Below are 18952 nucleotides of genomic sequence, written 5' to 3'. Positions count from 1 at the left end.
GGTGCTGGACAAGCGCGGCGAAGCGCTTGTAGGACCCCGTAAAAAGCCGTCAAATGCAGCAATCTGCCCAAAAAGGGCAAATGCCCGAAGGAGTGACCGCGCCATGTTCCAGGAGATTCTCGCAGAGAACGGCACGAAGTTCGTCATCGCCGCCGTGGTGGTGCTGCTCGGCCTGCTCTGCCTTGCACTGGTGCTGTGGATCATCCGGGGCCGTCCCTCCTCGCCCTTCATTCGCGGCGGACGCAACCGCACGCCGCGGCTTGCCGTGCTCGATGCCGCGGCGATCGACACACGCCGCCGCCTCGTGCTGGTGCGCCGCGACGACGTGGAACATCTCCTGATGATCGGCGGCCCGACCGACATCGTCATCGAAACCCGCATCGCAACCGCCTCGACCGAAACCGCCCAGCCCGCCGACAAGGCAACCCTGGCCGTCGAAAAGGCGACCCAGACCATCGAACGCGCCGAACCCGCGCCCGTCCTGCGCGAAACGCCGGTCAAGGCCGTCGAGACCGCCGCCGCCGCACGCTCGGCAGCGTCCTCCAGCGCCGCCACCACGACGGCAGGCGCCGTGGAACGCCGCGCGGTCGCGACGCCGGATGGCGTCTCTGCCATGGCCAAGGTGCTCTATGCCGGCGACGACGAGGGCGCCGCACGCGCCGTGCCGGTGCGCACCGTCACCCAGCCGGTGACGACAAACCAGCAGGCGCAGGTGAATGCCGAGCAGCGCTCGTCGGAGCGCCGCATCGAGGATGTGCTGGAACAGAGCCGCCAGCGCGTGCTGAGCCCACAATCCGTGGCGACGACGAGCGGTCAGGCAACCACCGGCCAGGTTGTACAGCGCCCGGTGACGACCCCGGTGCTCGCCAAGCCGACGACCAACATCACCGACAATCCGGCCCTCGTCAGCGAATTCGAAAAGATCCTCGAAGCTGAAATGGCCAGCAACGCCGGAGCGAGCAGCGCTGCCCGCACCAGCGCGCAGCCCACCTCGAACCCCACACAGACCGCAGCGATGAGCGGACAGGCGAGCGCCAAGAGCCGTGAAGAGACCGAAGCCGAAATGGCCCGCCTGCTCGGCGAAATCGCCGCCAACCGCAAGGCCTGAGTCAATTTACGCGGCGTGAGGACAGAAAAAAGCCGTTGGAAGAAAAGCTTCCAACGGCTTCAATTTTTGACCCTGCCGATGCCGCGCAGTAAAAAAGCTGCCGGCACCGGAGATCTCCGGTGTTCGATCGTCGTCAACGCCGCCTGCGGAAATCCCGCAGAAAACGCTTACTCGTCGCGATACACCTTTTCCCGACGCTCGTGGCGCTCCTGCGCCTCGATCGAAAGCGTGGCGATCGGTCGGGCGTCGAGACGCTTGAGGCCGATCGGTTCGCCCGTTTCCTCGCAATAGCCGTAGGTGCCTTCGTCGAGACGTTGCAGCGCCGCATCGATCTTGGAGATCAGCTTGCGCTGGCGGTCGCGTGCCCGAAGTTCAATGGCACGATCGGTTTCCGAAGAAGCCCGATCCGCGAGGTCCGGATGGTTTGCGCTTTCTTCTGCCAGGTGGTCGAGGGTTTCGCGCGCTTCGCGCAGGATGTCGTTTTTCCAGGCGTTCAGCTTCGCTCGGAAGTAAGCCCGCTGGTTGGCACTCATGAATTCATCGTCCTCATTGAGGACGAGATTGCTAAGATCGATCTTCTCACTCAACGCGATTCTCCTGAAGAACATCTCAAGGCGCGCTGTATATCCCCACGGGTTGCGTGATTCAAGCCTGCCGGGACTTACCCACGGATTTTCGCGCCTGCCTTTGTTTTGAACCTTGCCAGACTAATATTTCATCAAGATTACAACGAGATGGCAAAACCGGCCGGTAAAGGCCCGCAAACCATTCCGCATTCGGGGGCCGCAATGGCCTGCCCGGCATGCCGTCCTGCCGCAAATATAGGCAGAAGCATTCGCTATGCGAGGAATGGTAGGAGAATTTTCTTTCGCGAAACTGTCTCGCCTGTGGATTCAGATTTATTTTAGCAACTCGTGCTTTTCTTCGCATAAGGGCAGGAGCACGCATTGATGTTCAGCAGGGCAAAGGCCGTTCTCACGATCGAATCCGGTAATCCGGAACTCGTACAGGCGCAGCTTGCCGCTTTTACGAAGCAGGTGCCGCTGCTCTACTTCATGCTGGTCACCAATACCGTTGCCCTTACGGTCACGCATTTCCAGGCGGCGCCCGCCCTTCTCACCCTCTATATTCCGTCCATGCTTTACGCCGTCAGCGTGTTCCGCCTGGTGCACTGGTGGTTCAGCCGCAACCGGACCTATACGCATGAGGAAGCGACCGGCCGGCTGCGCTCGACCTATCGGCTGACCGCGCTGCTCGGCGCCGGTTTCTGCGCCTGGTCGCTCAGCCTGTTTTCCTACGGCGATGCCTACCAGCAGTCCCATGTCGCCTTCTACATCGCCAACACGGTGATCGGCTGCATCTTCTGCCTGATGCATCTGCGCGCGGCAGCGCTCGCGCTGACGGCGATCGTGCTCGGGCCGTTCACGATATTCTTCGGCACCTCGGGCAACCCGGTCTTCACGGCGCTGGCGCTCAACGTCGCGCTCGTCACCGTCGCCATGGTGTTCATCCTGCTGACCTATTACCGGGATTTCGGCGCGCTCATCCAGTCGCAGAAGGATCTGACTGAGCGTCAGGCGGAAACCCAGCGGCTCAGCGACGAAAACCATCGCCTTGCCAATCTCGACAGCCTGACCAACCTGCCGAACCGCCGACAGTTCCGCGCCGAGCTGGAAAAGCGGATCGCCGAGGCGGAGAAGAACGGCGCCGGCCTCGCCCTCGGCCTCATCGACCTCGACGGCTTCAAGCCGGTCAACGACGCGTTCGGCCACGGCATCGGCGACAAGCTGCTGATCGAAGTGGGCGAACGACTTTCCAGCTTTTCCGGCGAGGGCGTGTTTCCCGCCCGGCTCGGCGGCGATGAATTCGGCATTGTCTTCGAGGGCAGCCCCTGCCCCGACCGGCTGCACGGACTGGGCGAAGAAATCTGCGCCGCACTCCAGGAACCCTATGTCTTCAACGGCCAGACGGCGCGGGTTTCCGGCTCGCTCGGCATCTCGATCCTGGGCGACGCCGGCACGACGGCTGACAGGCTGTTCGACCGCGCCGATTTCGCCCTCTACCTCGCCAAGCAGAATTTTCGCGGCACCGCGGTGGTCTTCTCCGCGGAGCACGAGGCCGAGATCAACGAGCAGGGCCGCATCCAGCAGGCGCTACGCGCCGCCGACTTCGAAAACGAAATGTACCTCGTCTTTCAGCCAATGGTCGACGCGGACACCAACGGCATCTCCGCTTATGAGGCGCTCGCCCGCTGGGAGAGCCCCACGCTCGGCCTCGTACCCCCGGCGGTCTTCATCCGCGCAGCGGAGCGCGCCGGCATCATCGGCCGCCTGACGGAGACCCTGATGCGCAAGGCGCTCGTGGCGGCGAAAAGCTGGCCGGACCACATACGCCTCTCCGTCAACCTGTCGACCCGCGACGTCGTGTCCAACAAGACCGTCGACGCCCTGCTCGACATCATCGCCGAAAGCGGCGTCGATCCCGCCCGCCTTGACATCGAGGTGACGGAAACCGCCGTCATGCGCAATTTCGCGCTCGCCGCGGAAAACATCCGCCGCCTTGCCGAGCGCGGCATCGGCATCGCGCTCGACGATTTCGGCACGGGCCATTCCAGCCTCAGCTACGTGCACAAGCTGCCGCTCACCAAGATCAAGATCGACCGCGGCTTCATCGTCGACATCGCGACGAACGAACTCAGCCGCAGCATCGTCAAGACCATCGTCGACCTGTCGCGCAATATCGGCTGCGTCTGCGTCGTCGAGGGCATGGAAACCCACGAGCAGATGGTGGCGCTCCGGGCGCTCGGCTGCCGCATGATGCAGGGTTATTACTTCGCAAGGCCGCAGCGGCTGGAAGACACGCTCGCCTACCGGGCGGTTTCCGACACGATCGTGAATGCCCCCATTCGCAAAACCGGTTGATCTTTCCGGCGAGGAAAGACATGAAGTCGGAAGCGGCGCGGATCATCGGCCGCGAGGCGGATGGAGGACAGACTTGGCATCTCTCGGTACGCCGGCATTCCGGCTCTATCTGCTTCGCCACGCCCGCGCCGCCTGGGCCGAGCCCGGCCAGTCGGATTTCGACCGCTCGCTCGACGATGACGGCTTTGCCGAAGCCGAGGTGATCGCCGAGGAAGCCGCCGACCAGGGCTACAAGCCGGCCCTCATCTTTTCCTCCACCGCGGCGCGCTGCCGGCAGACCGCCGAACCGTTCCACCGCTCGGTCAGCCAGGATTTGACGATCGAGCATGTCGACCAGCTCTATTCCGGCACGATCGATGCCTATGCCGAACTCGCCTTCGCCAGCCGCCAGGAGACCTCCGTGATGATCGTCGGCCACAATCCGATGATCGAGGAACTCTTCCACCGCCTGGTCGGCAAGGAGATCGCGGAGGCCGCCGCCCCGTTCGGCTACCCGACCGCGGGCCTCGCCATCCTCGATTTCGACGAGCGGCCGAGCGAGGATGCCTATGCCGGAGCCTGCCTTGCCGGCTTCATGACGCCGCGGCCGGCGCGCTGATCATAGGGCAACCTCTTTTCCCGCCGGATTTCGTTTCCTATATCGCCTTCGATGCTGGAAAGAGACCTTGCCCCCTAGCCTGACCACCCTCACCGACGAAGCCCTGCTCGCGCTCGACGCCTTGACCGGCCGCGCCACCAATCTCGTCAACCCGTCGATCCGCCTCGGCGTGACGGGTCTGTCGCGCGCCGGGAAAACGGTCTTCATCTCCTCGCTCGTGCACAATCTGCTGAACGGCGGCCGCCTGCCGCTGTTCGAGGCCGGCCGCTCCGGGCGCGTGTCAAAAACCCGGCTGGAGCCGCAGCCGGACGACGCGGTGCCGCGCTTCCAGTACGAGGACCATATCCGCGCGCTCGTCGCCGATCGCGTCTGGCCGGATTCGACGCGCGCCATATCGCAGCTTCGCATCACGCTCGATTATGAGAGCGCCTCCGGTTGGGGCCGGCTGTTCTCGCCCGGCAAACTGTCGATCGACATCGTCGATTACCCAGGCGAATGGCTGCTCGACCTGCCGCTGCTGGCGCAGGATTTTCGCACCTTCAGCGAAAACACTGTGGCGCTCGCCGGCTCCGGCATCCGCGCGGAGCTGGCGCGCGACTGGCTGGCGCTGTCGGCCACGGTCGATCCGGCCGCGAGCGGAGAGGAGGCAACCGCCCGCTCGCTCGCAGACGCCTTCACTGCCTATCTGAAAGCCTGCAAATCCGACGAACGCTCGCTCTCGACGCTGCCGCCCGGCCGCTTCCTGATGCCCGGCGATCTCGAAGGTTCGCCCGCGCTCACCTTCGCGCCGCTGGCGAACCTTCCCAAGGGCAGCCCCGCCAAGGGCTCGCTGCATGCGATGATGGAACGGCGCTACGAGGCCTACAAGACCCATGTGGTGCGCCCGTTCTTCCGCGAGCATTTCGCCCGGCTCGACCGGCAGATCGTGCTCATCGACGCGCTGCAGGCGATCAACCGCGGTGCCGAGGCCGTGCACGACCTGGAGCGCGCGCTTGGTGACGTGCTCGACTGTTTTCGCGCCGGCTCCAACAATTTCCTGTCGTCCTTCGTGACGCGCCGCATCGACCGCATCGTCATCGCCGCTACCAAGGCCGACCACCTGCACCATGAGAGCCATGCGCGGCTGGAAGCGGTCACGCGGCGGCTCGTCGAACGCGCCATCGAGCGCATCGGCATGAGCGGGGCCGGCATCGAGGTGATGGCGCTCGCCTCCGTGCGCGCCACGCGCGAGGCGACCGTGCCGCATGACGGACAGGTGCTGCCGGTCATCGTCGGCACGCCGATGGCGGGCGAGAGGATCAATGGCGAGGTCTTCGACGGCGAACGCAAAACAGCGATATTTTCCGGGGACTTGCCGGAGAATCCGGATTCACTTTTCAAAGCGCTTGATGCCGCTCCCGAAGGCGAGCCGCCGCATCTCCTGAACTTCGTGCGCTTCCGCCCGCCGCATATCGAGGAGACGGGCGGCGGCCTGAAATTGTCCGTGCCGCACATCCGGCTCGACCGGGCGCTGCAATATCTGATCGGAGACCGGCTCGCATGAACGACCGTCCGCGCAAGCCCGCCGCCTTCTCGCTGCCCGCCGATACCACGCCGGAACGCGCCAAACCCCGCGCACCCGCCGCCTTCGACGAGGCCGTCCGGCTGACGCCGGATGCCGAAGATCCCTTCATCGCGACGACGGCGGACGTGCCCGAACTGATCCCGCCGGTCGCCACCCCGCGCCGGCGCCGCCTCACGCTCGGCCGCATCGCCTTCGGCGCGCTCGGCCTGCTCGTCTCGCTTGCGATCGGCCTGTGGGTCGATTCGCTGATCCGCGATCTGTTCAGCCGCAACGACTGGCTCGGTTATCTGGCGATCGGTGCCGCGGCCGTCGCCGTCCTCGCGGTGCTCGGCCTCGTGCTGCGCGAACTGATCGGCCTGCGGCGGCTTGCGGCCGTCCAGGATTTGAAGCGCGATGTCGTCGACGCCACGCTGTCGCCAACCCCGTCGGTCGGCCGCGCCATCGTTGCCCGGCTGGTCCACCTGCTCTCCGCCCGCCCGCAGACGGCGCGCGGCCGGGCACGGCTTGCCGAGACGGAGGGCGAGATCATCGACGCGGCCCATCTCGTCGATCTTGCCGAGCGCGAACTGATGGCGCCGCTCGACCGCGAGGCGCGCGCGCTGATTCTCGGCGCCGCCAAGCGCGTCTCCATCGTCACGGCGGTGAGCCCCCGGGCGCTGGTCGATCTCGGCTATGTCATCTACGAAAGCAGCCGGCTGGTGCGCGGCATGGCCGAACTCTACGGCGGAAGGCCCGGAAAGATCGGCATGCTGCGCCTGATGCGCGACGTCATTGCCCATCTCGCCGTCACCGGTTCCATCGCCATGGGCGACAGCCTTGTGCAGCAGGTGCTGGGCCATGGGCTTGCCTCAAAACTCTCCGCCCGCCTCGGCGAAGGCGTCATCAATGGCCTCATGACGGCACGAATCGGCATTGCCGCCATGGACCTCTGCCGCCCGATGCCCTTCCGCGCGCTGAAACGGCCCGGCATCGGCGATTTCATCGGCGATCTGACGCCGGGCACCTCGGCCGGCCGGCGCGACGAGGCGCTGTAGAACTGTGGAGTAGCGGCAACACCCCGGTTTTCCGGGGGTGCGATCCGATCAAATGACGAAGCGCAAGGCTGTCGGAAACCGTCCATTAACCATTTTCGCGCAAATCTCATCGCACAACAGCAGGCCAGATGGCCGTCGCCCATCAAGGATCGTTCATGTTTTCGCGCACCTCTTTGATCGCCCGCGCCTCCGTAGCGGCCTTCCTCGCAGCCACCACCGTCGCGGTTCCGGCGTCCGCCGGCTCGCGCGACAAGGCCTTCTTCGAGCAGGTCACCGGCAACTGGCAGGGCAAGGGCGAAATCGTCGCCGGCAAGTACAAGGGCACAAAATTCTCCTGCGACCTGACGGGCGACACGGCGCCGGCCAAGGGCGCCGGCATCCAGCTTGACGGCTTCTGCCGCGTCGGCGTCTTCAAGCAGCCGATGTCCGCGCTGATCAGCAAGGCGGGCAGCACCTACAAGGGCAAGTTCCTCGACGGCGCAGCCGGCAAGGGCCTCGACATCACCTCGGGCCAGGTCAACGGCAACAAGGTCGTGATGGGCATCAACCGCCAGAAGCTGAACGGCGCGATGATCGCGCGCCTCGAAAGCGACAACAAGCTGAACATCACCATCTCGGTGAAGGTCGAAAACAAGATGATCCCGGTCATCGGCGTCTCGCTCGACCGCAACCTCGACGACATCGCCGTCGGGTCGATCAAGTAACCTTCCACCATTCGGCGCCGGCGCTCGCCGGCTCGATGCCCGCGACATCCGCATCCTTCAGCCAGGATCCGACCGTGCGCCCCTGCACCTCCAGCGTGGGCGCCACGTCGGCGAGCGGCATCAGCACGAAACCGCGGCCCGTCATGCGCGGATGCGGCAGTTCCAGTCGCCCGCCGGATTGCGCGACACCCTCAAAGGTCAGAACGTCGATATCGATGGTGCGCGGACCCCAGCGTTCCTTGCGCTCACGCTTCATGTCGCGCTCGATGCCGAGGCAGGTATCGAGCAGCGGCTCAGGCTCCAGCAGCGTCTCGACCAGCGCACAGGCATTGAAGAACCAGTCCTGGTCCGTCTTGCCCCAGGGCGGCGTGCGGTAGAGCCTGGACACGGCCGTGACACGGCAGTCGGGCCGCGCATCGAGTGCCTGGAGCGCCTGCGCCATCGCCCGCGCCGGATCGCCGATATTGCCGCCGAGGCCGAGCGAGGCCTGGCGGAAGGCGTCAGACGGCATGGTCGACCGTGACCTGCACATAGTCGAGCACGCCGGGCACCGGCGCGTTCGGCTTGCGCACCGTGATGCGCGCGCGCGAAATCTGCGGGAAGCGGGCACAGAGCACGGTGGCGATCTCCTGCGCCAGGGCCTCGATGAGGTAGCGGCGCTGGCCGGTGACGATCTTCTCGATCTCCTGGAAGGCCACGCCATAGTCGACGGTCGATTCGATCGCGTCGTCGGAAAGCGGGCGCAGCGGCCGCACCTCAAGCTCCGCATCGACGAAGAATCGCTGGCCTAAAAATTCTTCCGCATCGTGCAGGCCGTGGCGGGCGAAGAAGGCGCAGTTCTTGAGCGTGATCGTGTAGGTGGTGGTCATGATCTTTCCTGTCTGGCCGGCTCTGCGGCGCGCGCCTCGCGCGCCTTCACCGTGCGCCCTGCGGCAAGCATAGCATCGGCAATGGCGAGCGCATCCCTGTTGATTGCGACATCGTGCACTCTGAAGACCGCAGCGCCTGCGACCCGCAGCAGCGCCGTCGTCGCGGCGGTGCCGACATCCCTGTCGGCCGCATCGCGCCCCGTGACCGCGCCGACAAAGCGTTTTCGCGAGGTGCCGGCGAGCATAGGCAGCGCAAAACCGTAAAGCTCGCCGAAACGCGCCATCAGTTCGAGATTTTCGTCGGTATCCTTGGCAAAGCCGAAGCCCGGATCGAGCACCATCGCCTCGCGCGCCACGCCGGCCTCACGGGCGATCTCCAGCGAGCGGCCGAGGAAGAGATACTGGTCCTCCACCACGTCCGGCCGCTTTTCGCGGTCGCGGCCCGTATGCATGATGCAGAGGCCCGCCCCGGTTTCCGCGGCCACCCGGGCAATGTCGGGCTCGCGTTGCAGGCCGTGCACGTCGTTGACGATATGCGCGCCGGCGGCAATGGCGAGGCGGGCCGTCTCGGCGCGAAAGGTGTCGACGGAGAGGATGGCGTCGGTGGTGCCGGCCAGCGCCTCGATGACCGGGAGGATGCGATCCTGCTCCTCGGCCGCCGTCACGGGGGCGGCGCCGGGCCTCGTCGATTCGCCGCCGATATCGACGATTTCGGCACCCTGGTCCAGACAGAGGATCGCCTGCGCCACCGCGGCATCCGCGCTGTCGAATTTTCCGCCGTCGGAAAAGGAATCGGGCGTCACGTTGACGATCGCCATCAGGATGCCGCGCGGGCCGAGCTCCAGAAACCGGCCATGGGCGAGCGCCCAGCGGAAGGGATCGAACGGCGAGAACATGGCGGTTTCCTTCCGCAATTAACCAGCGCCGGGGAAAGAGTGTTGCGCTTGCCGAGCCTATGCCCCAAGCTTAAGGGAAGTTCAACCGGCGCCGTCCGCCGGCACTGCATCGGGCACACCCGATGGCGAAAGGAATACGGAACCGAATGAAGACCATCGCTCGCCTGATGGCCGTTGCCGCCCTCACCTGCCTCGCTCTTCAGCCGGCCGCCGCCCAGACGATCACGTCGAAGACCTTCGCCTATTTCTCCGTCGGCGGCCACACCGCGGCGGAGCTCGATGCGGAACTGTCGAAGCGCGGCCCGATGATGAAACACAGCGGCGCGCGCCATCCCGGCGCCACCAAGATCAAGTGGGGCGGCTCGGTCACCTATGTGCGCCGCGGCAGCCGTTGTGCTGTCGGCGAGGCGAAGGTGACGCTTTCCACGCAGATCATCCTGCCGCGCTGGAAGAACCGCAACCGCACGACCGCCTCGCTCGCCCTCATCTGGGATACGCTGGCAAGCGACATCCGCCGCCACGAGGAGCGCCATGCCGAAATCGCCCGCCAGCATGCCCGCGGCCTGGAGCGCGATCTGAAAAAGCTGCGCCCCGAATCCGATTGCGAGCGCATGCAGGCGCGCGTTGACCGGGTGACAGCCGATGCCGTGACGAAACACGATGCCGACCAGGCAAGGTTCGACCGCGTCGAATCGAAGAACTTCAACGACCGCATGATGCGGCTCCTGGTGCACCGGCTGAAGAACCGCGGCGAGTAAAAGCCGGCGGCGCATGTATTTCTTGAAAGAGTTTTAATGGATTCGGACCGGGGCAAGGCCCGGGTGCCTGCGCATGCATGAAATTAATGGTTAGTTTTAGCGATAGCGCAAATCCGCAAATCACCGTATCTTCATTTCAACAGTGAACGGGAAGACGATTTTCCTTCCCGAAGTTGCATGAAACGGTTTGTAACAGGTTCTCCTGGCGCGTCCTTATCTTAGCAGCAGGTGTCTCCTCCCTCTCCTGTCTGCGATGCGCCCTCCTGGCCTCGCTCGTCCTTATCGACCGGCGAGGCTCTTTTTTTGCCCCTCTATTCTTTCCAGCCGGCAGAACAACCGATTCTCTTCTTCAAGTGCGTAGAAGACATCGCATGGTCGAGCGCCGTCCGCCTGCCGGATGGGCAGAGGCGCGAATACAATTCCAGCGAAAATGGGAGATGTCAGGCCTGGCGTTCCGGCACGTGAACCACGAGCCCGTCAAACGCATCCGACATCTTGATCTGACAGGAGAGCCGCGAGGTCGGGCGGACGTCGTAGGCGAAGTCCAGCATGTCCTCTTCCATCGCTTCCGGCGGGCCGACGGTGCCACTCCAGGCATCGTCGACATAGACATGACAGGTCGCGCAGGCACAGGCGCCGCCGCATTCGGCCTCGATGCCGGGCACGGAGTTGCGCACGGCATTCTCCATGACCGTGGAGCCGTTGGCGACATCCAGTTCGTGGCGCGTGCCGTCGAAGGCGACGATGGTGAGTTTGCTCATGATGGGTCCGGATCCTGTAGGCTGCCCGAGGAGGCGAAAGACGGGCCGGCGAAGGGACGGTGCCGAACCGCCGGTTTTCCGGCGGTTGTTTCCAACAAAACCCCTTCCCAGTCAACATCGCGCGCCCGGCAGGGCTGTGGCAGGTCCGGACGCGCCATCGGCTTTGCCCACCGCGCCACGTCCGGGGCGGCGAGCCTGCGACGATCAGCGGCAGAGTTTGAGGATGAAATTTTCAGCTTCGACGACGGCGGCGGCAACGGCGGAAAGCGCGATCGCATCGGCCGGGTTTGCCTCCAGCGCCTCGGCAGCCTTGCTGACGACGGTGGCGCCGACCGACTGGGCGGACCCCTTCAGGCGATGCGCGACGGCAGCGCGGGCCTCGCCTTCGGAGCCGGCAAGCTCCTTCATGCTCTCGCGGGCGGCCCGCGCAAACATCTGCAAGACTTCCAGTTCCAGTGCCTTGTCGCCCATGGTCTGGCGCGCAAGGTGTATCAGATCGATCGGCCGTCCCCCGGAATGGGACATGCCGCCTGCATTGTCGGGCGCCTCGAATGCAATGTTGAGCGCTGCCATTTGCCAATATCCTTATATACGCTACGTACGCTTGTTTCGTTGTGATGCACGCAGATGTCGAAGCGGTCCGGGCGCCTGGCCTGCAACCGGCTGGGACATGGACAGCCATTCTGCGTGGCCGGCGCGCCTATCCGATTAAAAGGCGGCGCAAAAGGGGCATGAATCGCAAACTATGGTTAACGGCTGAAAAATTGCCTTTTTCATAACTATTCCATCGCGATACAAATCTGTGGAATGTTAACTTCCTGTTAAGTTTCGACCTAAGGGAGATGGCAATGAATTGTGTGATACAGGCTAATGTGTCACTACGATACGACCGGATAGTGCCGGTGGATAAGCCGTGGGCGGAGATACACCGCTTCGCCTTTTCGGTCTATCGAGCGAATTGGAATGAACGGCGGTCCGGACGCTGCTTGCCATGAGGGTAAGCAGCAAGACCGGCCACCAACCGGACGGTTCGAATGCGCCTGAGCAGCGGCAGCGCGTATGAAGCCCGATCCCGGACATGGTAACGAGGCGTAACCGCATGGCGACGAACAAGTCCACCGAGTCGATCGACGACAAGGCCTTTCAGGCCCTCGAAGAGGCGCTTAAAATCGACTTTGACGATCTAGCTCCGGAGACGCCCTCGAAGAAGGACGCTTCGGAGGCCCATGTGTCTGAACCAGCAAGTCGCATTCCGAACAAGACGCAGGAAAAGCCCGCCACGCGCCCGGCCTCCGGCGAGACGGCGCGCAGCCTGACGCCTGATCCCGCACCGAAGACACCGACCTTCCAGCCGGCCAATGACGGTTCGCGCAAGACGCCCGCCGCGATTCTCAAGTCGCTCGACGTGCGCTCCGGCCGCACCTCGATCCGCATGGCCATCCTGATGTCCGTTCTCTGGGTCATCGGCGGCCTCGGCGTCGCGAACCTGCTTTATGCACCGCAGATCTGGCAGATCCGCTCGGTCGCCGATCTCGTGGCGCTGCCCGGCGCCATCGGCATGCTGGTCGCCATCGTCATGCCGATCATGCTGTTCTTCGCTTTCGCCATCATGATTTCGCGCGCCCATGAGCTGCGCAGCGCCGCCCGTTCCATGGCGGAAGTCGCCCTTCGCCTGTCCGAGCCGGAAACCGTTGCCACCGACCGTATCATGACCGTCGGCCAGGCCGTGCGCCGCGAAGTCTCGGCGATGAACGAAGGCATCGAGCGCACCATCGCGCGCGCCACCGAACTCGAAACCCTCGTGCATTCCGAAGTGAACGCGCTGGAACGCAGCTACGCCGACAATGAAATGCGCGTGCGCACGCTCGTGCAGGAACTCGGCTCCGAGCGCGAGGCGATCGTCAGCCATGCGGAACGCGTCCGCTCGTCGATTTCCGGCGCGCATGAACAGTTGAAGGATGAGCTGGCAAGCGCCGGCGAGAGCATAACGAACCGCCTTGCGACGTCGGGCGAGGCCTTCGCCTCCATGCTCGACACCCGCGCCGCCATGCTGATGGAAAAGTCCGACAGCGCGACGCAGACTATCGGCGCCATGCTCTCGGCCCGCACCGACAGCCTGCTGTCCACCCTCTCCTCCTCCGGTCTGGCGCTCGCCCAGGAGTTCGACACCCGCCTGGACCACCTGACCAAGAGCCTTGATTCGCGCGGCCGGGACCTGCTGAACCAGTTCGAGACCCGCGCCACCTCGCTCGACACCAACACGGAAAAGCTGAACGCGGCGTTGAACGAACGCGCCAAGCAGCTCAACGAGACGCTGATCGCCCGCACCCGCGAGATCAGCGAAAGCCTGTCGATCGGCCAGCAGGCCGTCACCGGCGGCCTCGACCATGTTCTCGAATCGATGAACGCGGCCCTCGACGAAAAGGGCGCACAGTTCCGCCAGAGCCTGAAGAACGCCGCCGACGACACGGTCATGGACCTCGACTTGCGCTCCGGCTTCTTCGACGAGCGCATGCAGGCGACCGTCGGCCAGATCGCCAGCGCCTTCGACCAGCGCGTCGAGGAATTCGCCACCGCCTTCGACCAGCGCGCCGGCTCGCTCGATTCCAAGCTGATGGAAAGCCTCGCCCGCATCAACGAGACGGTCGCCAGCGGCCATGAGGCGATCGACGGCATCCTCACCTCCAGCATCGACCGCCTCGGCAACACGCTGACCGACCAGTCCTTCGCGCTGGCGACGACGCTTGGCACCGGCCAGGAAGTCTTCGAAAGCGCCGTGACCGGCCACGCCGACGCCATTACGAATGCCGTCACCGGCGCGCATGAGCGCATGAACTCGGTGCTCTCGGAAAAGTCCGCAGCCCTGCTCGGCGGCCTCGCCGACGTGCAGAACCGCATCGAAACCGGTTTTGGCGCCCGCGCCGAGGCTCTGGCGGAAAGTGTTTCGGGCAGCGAACGCCGCCTGACGGAAGCGCTCGACAGCCGCGGCACAGCCATCGCCACCGATATCGAGGCCGCCCAGGCCCGCATGGAAAACGCCCTTGGTGCCCGCGCCGAAGCGCTGGTCGAAAGCATTTCCAGCAGCGAACGCCGCCTGACGCAGGCGCTCGACAGCCGCGGCACGGCCATCGCCACCGATATCGAAGCCGCCCAGGCTCGCATGGAAGACGCGCTCGGTGCGCGTGCCGATCAGATCACCTCCACCATCGCCGCCAGCCACGGCCGCATCGACAACGCGCTTTCCGAGCGCACCGCCGCTCTCTCCTCCATGCTGAACGAGACCGGCAGCCAGCTCGAACAGTCGGTCGGCTCGGCCGCCAGCCGCGTCGAGAACGCGCTGACCGGCGCCGCCCGCCAGATCGACGAGGTCATCACCGGCCGCACGGCCAACCTCGCCTCGGTGCTCTCCAACAGCGCCGGCTCCATGCAGTCGTCGATCGACGCCGCAGCGAACCGTGTCGAGACTGTTCTGTCCGAAGGCACGCAGCAGCTCGGCGGTGTGTTGCACGGCCAGGCGGCCGAATTCGCCGAGGCCTTCTCCGGCCGCGCCGCCAACATCGCGGAAGCCTTGTCCGGCCGTGCTTCGGAGCTTGCCGGCTCGCTCGTCTCCACCCAGGAGCAGATCCGCGCAACGCTCGACGACCGCATCAACGCCATCAATCTCGCGATCACCGAGGGCCGCAACCAGCTCACCGAGACCCTGAACGACCAGGTCACCTCGATCGGCACCTCGATCGCCACCAGCGCCGGCATGCTGGAAATGTCGATGGAGCAGCTCTCCGGCCGCGCCTCGGAGCTCACGGGTTCGCTCGTCTCCACCCACGACCAGATCCGTGCGACGCTCGACGACCGTATCGACGCGATCAATGCCGCGATCACCGACGGCCGCAACCACCTCAACGAGACCCTGAACGACCAGGTCACCTCGATCGGCACCTCCATTGCCACCAGCGCCGGCATGCTGGAAATGTCGATGGAACAGCTTTCCGGCCGGGCCTCCGAGCTTGCCGGTTCGCTCACCTCCACCCATGAGGAGATCCGCGCGACGCTGGACGACCGCATCAACGCGATCAACCTGGCGATCACCGAGGGTCGCAACCACCTCACCGAGACCCTGAACGACCAGGTCACCACAATCGGCACCTCGATCGCCACCAGCGCCGGCATGCTGGAACTGACCATGGAGCAGCACGAGGAAGCGCTGCGCCGCACGATCGACGGCAGCGCCGCCGTGCTCGACCAGCGCGTGCGCGAAAGTGCGGGTGTCGTCGCCGAGCGCCTCATCGAAAGCTCTTCGAAGATCGCCGAGGCGGCCGTCACCTTCGGCAACCGCATGGAGCAGACCGTCGACAGCGTCGCCACTCGCTTCGACACGACGGGCAGCCGGCTGGAGGAAAACCTCGGCAAGCTCGAAGCCCGCATCGAACACAGCGTCGACAACGTCTCCGGCATCGTCGATACGGCGGCGCTGCGCATCTCCGACACCCTGTCGGAACGCCTTTCCGATCTCGACCGCGTGGGCAGCGATGTGTCGCTGCGCGTCTCCGACGCCCTCTCCCGCCCGATGGCCGAGGTCGACCGCATCGGCGACGAGACGACGGCGCGCATCGCCGCGACGCTTGCCGGCCGCGTCACCGATATCGAGCGCGTCAGCGCCGATGCCGCACTCCGCATCGAAGGTGCCCTGTCGGGCCGCATCACGGATATCGAACGGGTGACCGGCGAAGCCGCCGACCGTATCGACGGTTCGCTCGCCAACCGCGCCGAACAGATCGCCCGCGTCACCGGCGAAGCCGCCGATCGCATCGACGGCACGCTTGCCAGCCGCGCCGAGCAACTCACCCGCGTTGCCGGCCAGGCAGCAGACCGCCTTGAGGAGACCCTCAACGGCCGTGCGGACCAGATCGAGCGCAGCGTCAATGAAGCTGCCGAACGCATGGATGGCGCCCTCGTCAGCCGCGCCGGCGAAATCCAGCGCGCTGTCGGCGAGGCCACCTCGCTGATCGACGGCACGCTTGCCGCACGCGGCAGCGAGATCGCCCGCCTTGCCGGCGAAGCCGCCGAACGCATCGATGGAACGCTTGCCGAACGCACCAGCCAGATCGAACGCGTCACCGACGAGGCTGCCACGCGCATCGGCGTCACCATCGACGAGAAGACCGGCCGCATCGAGGAACGCCTCGGCACGATGGACCGGGCACTCACCATCGGTCTCGACAGCGTCAACCGCACGATCGACGGCAAGGCCGCGGGCCTTGCCCACACGCTGCGCGAAGCCGTCTCGCAGGCCGCGCAGGACATGGACGCCGAGGCGATCCGCTCGGCCCAGTCGCTCGCCAAGACCGGCGAGGAGTTCGCCAGCCTCAGCTCGACGCTGCGCGGCGCGGTTTCCCGCGCGGCCCAGGACATGGGTGCGGAAGCCCAGCGCGCCGCCGAAACCATCGCCCGCACGGGCGAGGAATTCGCCGGCAACCTTACGGCTCGCAACGAAGCCTTCACGCGCGCCGTGGACGAAACCACCACGGCCGCCGTCGCCCGCTTCGCCGAGACGGAAAACCGCCTTGCCGGCCAGGCGCAGTCGCTTCGCACCGGCCTCGGCGAGGTCGAGAAGGCGCTGGAAACCCGCGGCGCGTCGATCCGCTCGACGCTCGACGAGCGCACGCGCGAACTCAACTCCATGCTGGCCAGCCGCACGGAAGAACTGTCGCGCGTGATCAACGAGGAAGCCCGTCCGGTCATCGACGACTACGCCGCCGTCGGCCGCGAGGCTGCGGAAAGCATCACCGGTGTCGCCCGCGAGGCCGCCGAGCGCTTGAGCGGCGTCGCGCAGGAGAGTGCAGAACGTCTGAGCGGTGTCACCCGCGAGGGTGCAGAGCGCCTCAGCGGCGTCGCCCGCGAAAGCGCCGACCGCATGCGCAACGAGAACGCCGCGCTGATAAACGCGATCTCCGCCCGCACCGCCGATACGCTCGCCGCCATCTCCAGCCGCACGGAAGAAGCCGCCGGCCAGATGCGCGAGATCGAAAGCGGCCTGCAGGCGAATGTCCTGAGCCTGATCGCCCGCCTTTCGGAAAGCAATGGCGCGATCGCCGGCCTCGTCGATGCCGCAAGCCAGACGCTCGGCGCCGTCGACCAGCAACTGACCACGACCACCGAGCGCTTCTCCGCCTCCGCCGACCGCGCGGCCGACATGGTCTCCACCACGTCGCGCCTGCTCGAAGGCAAGGTCGATCGCCTCTCCGACATTTCCTCCGGCACGCTGTCGCAGATCGGAGGCATCGTCGGACGCTTCGAGGATCACTCGAAGATCCTGTCACAGGCCTCCGACCTGCTCGCCGCCGCCCAGTCGAACCTCGTCTCGACGCTGGAAGAACGCCAGGACGCGCTGCGCTCCCTCTCCGTCGGCCTCGTGCAGCGCTCGGAAGAGATCGAGAAGACCATGCAGTCGCTCGAGGGCATGGTCGAGGGCGTGTTCAGCCGCGCCGAGGAACGCTCCGGCCTCATCGCCAGCAACCTGCGCGGCGGCATCCAGAGCTCCTTTGCCGATGTCGGCCGCATTCTCGGCGAAACCGAGAAGCGCGCCGAGGCAACGGCCGCAGCACTGCGCGATTCGATGGTGAAGGCTGGCGAGGAAGCGAGCCAGTCCGTCGAGGGCGCGTTCAACCGTGCGGAAGAACGCACCAAGGAAGTGGCGAACCGCCTGCGCGGCAGCGTCGGCGCCTCGCTCTCCGATGTCGATCGCCTGCTCACCGAATCCGGCAAGAAATCCGACGCCGCCACGACCGTCATGCGCGAAACGCTGCGCCAGGCCGTCGAGGAAGCCGTTGGCAAGTTCTCCGGCGCCACCGAGGAAATCCGCCGCGCCGCCACCGATATCCGCAAGGAACTCGACCAGACGCGCGGCGAGCTGAAGCGCGGCGCCTTCGACCTGCCGGAAGAAGCCAAGGAAAACGCCGCGCAGATGCGCCGCGCCGTCAGCGAGCAGATCAAGGCGCTGCAGGACCTTTCCGACATTATCGGCAAGTCGTCTTCCGCGCTGGAAGTCTCGCGCCCCGCCGTGGTCCAGGCCAAGGCCGTGCAGCAGCCGGTGCAGGAAACCCGCGCAGAACCGCGCCGTGAGGAGAGCGTGCCGCTGCGCGGCAGCCTCGGCCTCGAGCGTGCGGCGACCGCCACGGTGCCGCAGCGCGCGCAGCCCCTGCCCGCCGCCGAGGCGGAGAACAAGACCGCCGGCGAAGGCGGCTGGATGCGTGACCTGCTGCGCGGCGCCGTCTCGCGCGAGGAAGCCCAGTTCGCCCAGCCGCGCGGTGATGCCCAGGCGGCCCGCCCGGCCGACACCCGCAACCCGCGCCATGTCGTCGAATCGCTGAACTCGCTCTCGGTGGATATCGCCCGCGCCATCGATCACGATGCCTCGGTCGACCTGTGGCGGCGCTACCAGCGCGGCGAGCGCGACGTCTTTACGCGCCGCCTCTACACGCTGAAGGGCCAGCAGACCTTCGACGAGATCAAGCGCAAATATGAGCGCGAGCCGGAATTCCGCACCGCGGTCGACCGCTACATCTCGGACTTCGAAAAGCTGCTCGCCGACGTCGCCCGCAACGACCGCGATAAGGTGATGACGCAGACCTACCTCACCTCCGACACCGGCAAGGTCTACACCATGCTGGCGCATGCGGCAGGCCGCTTCAGCTAAGCATTTCCGGCCGAAGCGCATCGCTTTGGCGAAAAATCGAACAGAG

Annotated in this window: 14 protein-coding genes; 8 read left to right on the top strand and 6 right to left on the bottom strand. The window is 65.7% G+C overall.

The genetic code is table 11. The features are described 5' to 3' along the window. Window positions 1-103 precede the first annotated feature (103 nt). A complete protein-coding gene (locus tag GB927_RS05600; RefSeq protein WP_256115662.1) occupies window positions 104-1108 on the top strand; it encodes a flagellar biosynthetic protein FliO in 1005 nt (334 codons plus the stop codon). A 167-nt stretch (window positions 1109-1275) separates the two neighbouring features. Here GB927_RS05600 and dksA read toward each other — a convergent pair whose 3' ends face one another. After that, complete coding sequence (dksA, locus tag GB927_RS05595; protein WP_256115660.1) at window positions 1276-1695, bottom strand: RNA polymerase-binding protein DksA; 420 nt, start codon at window positions 1693-1695, stop codon at window positions 1276-1278. Window positions 1696-2058: 363 nt separating this feature from the next. Between dksA and GB927_RS05590 the strand changes: the two genes are divergently transcribed. The 5 genes from GB927_RS05590 to GB927_RS05570 all read left to right on the top strand — a co-directional run bounded on the left by GB927_RS05590 (window position 2059) and on the right by GB927_RS05570 (window position 7929). Beyond that, entirely contained in the window at window positions 2059-4029 is a 1971-nt protein-coding gene (locus GB927_RS05590; protein ID WP_256115659.1) for a putative bifunctional diguanylate cyclase/phosphodiesterase, read from the top strand. 73 nt (window positions 4030-4102) lie between these two features. Then, the gene (locus GB927_RS05585) at window positions 4103-4627 is read left to right on the top strand and encodes a SixA phosphatase family protein (RefSeq protein WP_256115658.1); all 525 of its coding nucleotides are present in this window, start codon (window positions 4103-4105) and stop codon (window positions 4625-4627) included. A gap of 67 nt (window positions 4628-4694) precedes the next feature. Then, entirely contained in the window at window positions 4695-6170 is a 1476-nt protein-coding gene (locus tag GB927_RS05580; protein WP_256115657.1) for a YcjX family GTP-binding protein, read from the top strand. Further along, entirely contained in the window at window positions 6167-7225 is a 1059-nt protein-coding gene (locus GB927_RS05575; protein WP_256115656.1) for a YcjF family protein, read from the top strand. The genes GB927_RS05580 and GB927_RS05575 overlap by 4 nt, the downstream gene beginning before the upstream one ends. 155 nt (window positions 7226-7380) lie before the next feature. After that, window positions 7381-7929 carry a hypothetical protein gene (locus tag GB927_RS05570; RefSeq protein WP_256115655.1) on the top strand — a complete coding sequence of 183 codons (549 nt, stop codon included), beginning with the start codon at window positions 7381-7383 and terminating at the stop codon, window positions 7927-7929. On the opposite strand, the gene folK is transcribed toward GB927_RS05570, so the two are convergent. From folK to folP, 3 genes are read right to left on the bottom strand one after another with little or no spacing between them, the layout of a single operon-like run. After that, window positions 7922-8440, bottom strand: a complete 519-nt coding sequence (folK, locus tag GB927_RS05565) for a 2-amino-4-hydroxy-6-hydroxymethyldihydropteridine diphosphokinase (RefSeq protein ID WP_256115654.1) — start codon at window positions 8438-8440, stop codon at window positions 7922-7924. The two genes, GB927_RS05570 and folK, sit on opposite strands and share 8 nt — an antisense overlap. Further along, window positions 8430-8798 carry a dihydroneopterin aldolase gene (gene folB / locus GB927_RS05560; protein ID WP_023512200.1) on the bottom strand — a complete coding sequence of 123 codons (369 nt, stop codon included), beginning with the start codon at window positions 8796-8798 and terminating at the stop codon, window positions 8430-8432. Before folB ends, folK begins: the two co-directional genes overlap by 11 nt. Continuing rightward, window positions 8795-9694 carry a dihydropteroate synthase gene (gene folP / locus GB927_RS05555; RefSeq protein WP_256115653.1) on the bottom strand — a complete coding sequence of 300 codons (900 nt, stop codon included), beginning with the start codon at window positions 9692-9694 and terminating at the stop codon, window positions 8795-8797. The genes folB and folP overlap by 4 nt, the downstream gene beginning before the upstream one ends. A gap of 146 nt (window positions 9695-9840) precedes the next feature. Here folP and GB927_RS05550 point away from each other — a divergent pair, with 146 nt between their 5' ends. Then, window positions 9841-10452, top strand: a complete 612-nt coding sequence (locus tag GB927_RS05550) for a DUF922 domain-containing Zn-dependent protease (protein ID WP_256115652.1) — start codon at window positions 9841-9843, stop codon at window positions 10450-10452. A 440-nt stretch (window positions 10453-10892) separates the two neighbouring features. Here the strand turns inward: GB927_RS05550 and GB927_RS05545 are convergent, their stop codons facing one another. Further along, window positions 10893-11213, bottom strand: coding sequence for a 2Fe-2S iron-sulfur cluster-binding protein (locus tag GB927_RS05545; protein ID WP_256115651.1), 321 nt, complete (start codon window positions 11211-11213; stop codon window positions 10893-10895). 204 nt (window positions 11214-11417) lie between these two features. Then, a complete protein-coding gene (locus GB927_RS05540; RefSeq protein WP_256115650.1) occupies window positions 11418-11786 on the bottom strand; it encodes an Hpt domain-containing protein in 369 nt (122 codons plus the stop codon). A gap of 526 nt (window positions 11787-12312) precedes the next feature. Here GB927_RS05540 and GB927_RS05535 point away from each other — a divergent pair. After that, window positions 12313-18906, top strand: coding sequence for an apolipoprotein A-IV repeat region-like domain-containing protein (locus GB927_RS05535; protein WP_256115649.1), 6594 nt, complete (start codon window positions 12313-12315; stop codon window positions 18904-18906). Window positions 18907-18952: the final 46 nt, after the last annotated feature.

It is taken from the genome of Shinella lacus (genome assembly GCF_010994755.1).
Classification (GTDB): domain Bacteria; phylum Pseudomonadota; class Alphaproteobacteria; order Rhizobiales; family Rhizobiaceae; genus Shinella; species Shinella lacus.
Note: the sequence above shows the minus strand (reverse complement) of the source record. Positions and strands in the feature narration are given on the sequence as shown.